Source organism: Streptomyces sp. NPDC054841 (assembly GCF_053611045.1).
Genome location: NZ_JBSGZO010000761.1, coordinates 1 through 2628, shown reverse-complemented (window position 1 = coordinate 2628; position 2628 = coordinate 1). Strand labels below are relative to the sequence as shown.

The 2628-nt window shown below is 70.2% G+C and carries 3 protein-coding genes; 2 read left to right on the top strand and 1 reads right to left on the bottom strand.

Annotation, left to right across the window (positions count from 1 at the left end; all coding sequences use genetic code 11):
• Positions 1-75: 75 nt before the first annotated feature.
• On the bottom strand, positions 76-1416 hold the full coding sequence (gene murA / locus ACWGI8_RS42875; RefSeq protein ID WP_453668886.1) for a UDP-N-acetylglucosamine 1-carboxyvinyltransferase: 1341 nt from the start codon (positions 1414-1416) through the stop codon (positions 76-78).
• Positions 1417-1707: 291 nt separating this feature from the next.
• Here murA and ACWGI8_RS42870 point away from each other — a divergent pair, with 291 nt between their 5' ends.
• The gene (locus ACWGI8_RS42870) at positions 1708-2268 is read left to right on the top strand and encodes a YqgE/AlgH family protein (protein WP_453668885.1); all 561 of its coding nucleotides are present in this window, start codon (positions 1708-1710) and stop codon (positions 2266-2268) included.
• A 30-nt stretch (positions 2269-2298) separates the two neighbouring features.
• Positions 2299-2583: a DUF3039 domain-containing protein gene (locus ACWGI8_RS42865; protein WP_030010729.1), complete on the top strand. Its 285-nt coding sequence runs from the start codon at positions 2299-2301 to the stop codon at positions 2581-2583.
• Positions 2584-2628 lie beyond the last annotated feature (45 nt).

The window sequence follows — 2628 nt, the reverse complement described above, 5'->3', positions numbered from 1 at the left end:
GCCCGGACAATCGGGCCGTCCGGCGCTTGCCGGGTGAAGAAGGCCGGGGCTCGCCCCGGGGAGACGGAGCCGGGCTCAGACGACGGAGCCGCGCGGGAGCTCCACCTTCGCGCCCAGTTCGACGAGCTTCTCCATGAAGTTCTCGTAGCCCCGGTTGATCAGGTCGATGCCGTGGACCCGTGAGGTCCCCTGCGCCGCCAGCGCGGCGATCAGGTAGGAGAAGCCGCCGCGCAGGTCCGGGATCACCAGATCCGCGCCCTGGAGCTTCGTCGGGCCGGAGACGACCGCCGAGTGCAGGAAGTTGCGCTGGCCGAAGCGGCAGTCCGAGCCGCCCAGGCACTCGCGGTACAGCTGGATGTGCGCGCCCATCTGGTTGAGCGCGGAAGTGAAGCCCAGCCGGGACTCGTACACCGTCTCGTGCACGATGGAGAGGCCCGCGGCCTGGGTCAGGGCCACCACCAGCGGCTGCTGCCAGTCGGTCTGGAAGCCGGGGTGCACGTCCGTCTCCAGGTGGATCGCGTTGAGCGAGCCGCCCGGGTGCCAGAAGCGGATGCCCTCGTCGTCGATCTCGAAGGCGCCGCCGACCTTCCGGTACGTGTTGAGGAACGTCATCATCGAGCGCTGCTGCGCGCCGCGCACATAGATGTTGCCCTCGGTCGCGAGCGCCGCCGAGGCCCAGGACGCGGCCTCGAGACGGTCCGGGAGCGCCCGGTGGGTGTAGCCGCCGAGCCGGTCGACACCGGTGATCCGGATCGTCCGGTCGGTGTCCATCGAAATGATCGCGCCCATTTTCTGCAGTACGCAGATGAGGTCCTCGATCTCCGGCTCCACCGCCGCGTTCGACAGCTCGGTGACGCCCTCCGCCAGCACCGCCGTCAGCAGCACCTGCTCCGTCGAGCCGACCGACGGATACGGCAGCCGGATCTTGCAACCGCGAAGCCTCTGCGGAGCCTCCAGGTACTGTCCGTCCGCCCGCTTCTCGATCTTCGCGCCGAACTGTCGCAGCACGTCGAAGTGGAAGTCGATCGGCCGGCCGCCGATGTCACAGCCGCCGAGACCGGGGATGAAGGCGTGGCCGAGCCGGTGCAGCAGCGGGCCGCAGAACAGGATCGGGATCCGCGAGGAACCCGCATGGGCATCGATGTCGGCGACATTGGCGCTCTCGACGTGCGTCGGGTCGAGCACCAGCTCACCGGGCTCGTCACCGGGGCGCACCGTCACCCCGTGCAGCTGCAGCAGCCCGCGCACCACCCGCACATCGCGGATGTCGGGAACGTTGCGCAGCCGGCTCGGCTCGCTGCCGAGCAGCGCGGCGACCATAGCCTTGGGCACCAGGTTCTTGGCGCCTCGGACGCGGATCTCGCCCTCGAGCGGGGTTCCGCCGTGGACAAGCAGTACATCGTCTGTGCCGGTCATGTATCTCGCGTTCCGGAGGGGGTCCCCCCAGCGGAGCGAGGGGGAGGTCGGGCAGGGGCCAGGGGCTAAGCGTAAGGGGCGACTACCCCACTCCCGTAAGGCCAAGGGTGGACCCTCATGCGAAATGAATTCGGCACAATACGCTCCGTTCGGGTGCACATGCGGACGGTCACCATCCGCTCGTCCGGCCCCGCCGCGCGCTCCCGCTGCCGCGGTGCGCCCTGAGCTGCGTCGGCTCACACTCCGCCGCCCGCTCCCCGCGGAGGGCGAAGATGCGGGATCATGTGTCGCATGACCGAGGTGTCCTCCCTCACAGGGCGGCTGCTCGTCGCCACTCCGGCCCTCGCGGACCCGAACTTCGACCGCGCGGTGGTGCTCCTGCTCGACCATGACGAGGAGGGCTCGCTCGGCGTGGTCCTGAACCGGCCGACGCCGGTCGGCGTCGGCGACATCCTGGAGCCCTGGGCCGGGCTCGCCGGTGAGCCCGGCGTGGTCTTCCAGGGCGGCCCCGTATCGCTCGACTCGGCGCTCGGCCTCGCCGTCATCCCCGGCGACGAGGGACCGCTGGGCTGGCGGCGGGTGTACGGGGCGATCGGGCTCGTCGACCTGGAGGCCCCGCCGGAGCTGCTCGCCGCGGCGCTCGGCTCGCTGCGGATCTTCGCCGGGTACGCGGGCTGGGGCCCCGGCCAACTGGAGGACGAGCTGACCGAGGGCGCCTGGTACGTCGTCGAGTCCGAGCCCGGTGACGTGTCCTCGCCGCGGCCCGAATCGCTGTGGCGGTCGGTGCTGCGGCGGCAGCGCAATGAGCTCGCGATGGTCGCGACCTATCCGGACGACCCTTCGCTGAACTGATCCCGCCACGCTTCAGTACCCTTGGCACCTATGAGCACTCTTGAGCCCGAGCGCGGGACAGGTACGGGCACCCTCGTAGAGCCGACACCGCAGGTGTCGCACGGCGACGGCGACCACGAGCGCTTCGCCCATTACGTCCAGAAGGACAAGATCATGGCGAGCGCCCTCGACGGCACTCCCGTGGTGGCACTGTGCGGCAAGGTCTGGGTTCCGGGGCGCGACCCCAAGAAGTACCCGGTCTGCCCGATGTGCAAGGAGATCTACGAGTCCATGGGCCCTGGTGGCGACAAGGACAAGGGCGGCAAGGACAAGTAACCGGTCCTTCCCGTCGGGGACGGCCCCCGGGGTGCGCTGCGGCGC

Coding starts and splice junctions, on each gene's coding strand:
- murA (WP_453668886.1), bottom strand. CDS start 1,416: ATGACCGGCACAGACGATGTACTGCTTGTCCACGGCGGAACCCCGCTC.
- ACWGI8_RS42865 (WP_030010729.1), top strand. CDS start 2,299: ATGAGCACTCTTGAGCCCGAGCGCGGGACAGGTACGGGCACCCTCGTA.
- ACWGI8_RS42870 (WP_453668885.1), top strand. CDS start 1,708: ATGACCGAGGTGTCCTCCCTCACAGGGCGGCTGCTCGTCGCCACTCCG.